Annotated in this window: 1 protein-coding gene; it reads left to right on the top strand. The window is 56.5% G+C overall.

Annotated features, from left to right (window positions below; translation table 11 throughout):
- The coding region (tssI, locus tag ACLBVC_RS24715) for a type VI secretion system tip protein TssI/VgrG (protein ID WP_410151808.1) at positions 1–1,302 on the top strand (1,302 nt) is incomplete at both ends.

The following is a 1,302-nucleotide window of genomic DNA, read 5'->3' on the forward strand; positions in this document are numbered from 1 at the left end:
ATCGTCACGTTTTGCGAGCAGGGGGACACCGGCAAATATCAGACGTTGTACCGTATGACCATCCGCCCCAATTTCTGGCGCAGTTCTTTACGACGCAACTGCCGCAGTTTTCAGAACCTCACTATCTCTGCCATTCTCCAGCCCTTGCTCAGCGAAATGGAAATCGTGAAATACGACACGCTGTTTCGCGCCAGTCACAACTGGCGGGAGTTTTGTGTCCAGTTTATGGAAACCGATTTCGACTTTATCTCCCGGCTGGCCGCCGAAGAAGGGATTTTCTTTTACGAGCAGGAGTATCTCAAAGCCAATGACCAGAAGCTGACCTTTGCGGATAACTGCAGCGCGTTAAGCCATATCGGTGCGTTTCCGTATAACCCGAATGCGGCCTCTGAGGCTCAGAGGTATTGCATCAACCACTTTCGCCGCAGCGCCAGTATCAGGCCGTCAGAAGTTGTCACGCAGGATTACACCTTTACCGCGCCCAACTGGCAGGCAAAGTATCAGGCTCAGCCACCGAGAATGAAGTTCCAGCACGATCTGTATGAAATCTACGATTATCCGGGGCGTTTCAAAGACGAACAGCACGGCGCGGATTTTGCCCAATATCAGATGGAAGGCTGGCGTAACAACGCCGATGTGGCTGTGGGTAGCAGCAATACGCCGGAGTTGTATCCGGGTGTCTGCTTTTCCCTGAACGCCCATCCGCGCGAAGACCTGAACGTGAACTGGCAGGTGGTAGCCAGCGACATGCATGGTGATCAGCCGCAGGCATGGATCGGAAATGAAGGCCAGGGCACGACGTTGCTCAACGAATTTGAAGTGATCGCCGCGACCCAGACGTGGCGGGCGATGCCGCATCCCAAACCCCGCGTTGACGGCCCGCAAATTGCCATCGTCACCGGCCCGCCGGGCGAAGAAATCTTCTGCGACGAACACGGGCGCGTGCGGGTGAAGTTCGCGTGGGATCGCTATAACCAGGCCGACAACTACAGCTCCTGCTGGATCCGCGTCTCGCAGGCGTGGGCCGGTACCGGTTTTGGCAATATCGCGATACCGCGCGTCGGGCAGGAGGTGATTGTCGACTTCCTCAACGGCGACCCGGATCAGCCGATCATCACCGGTCGCACCTATCACGCCAGCAACCGTTCTCCCGGCAGCCTGCCGGAAACCAAAACGCAGATGGCGATCCGTTCGCAAACGTATAAAGGCAGTGGTTACAACGAGCTGATGTTCGAGGACGCGACGAGCCAGGAACTCCTGTCGATGCACGCGCAGAAAGACATGAAGACCAAGGTGCTGAAC

This window comes from Rahnella selenatireducens (assembly GCF_046449555.1).
Taxonomy (GTDB): domain Bacteria; phylum Pseudomonadota; class Gammaproteobacteria; order Enterobacterales; family Enterobacteriaceae; genus Rahnella; species Rahnella selenatireducens.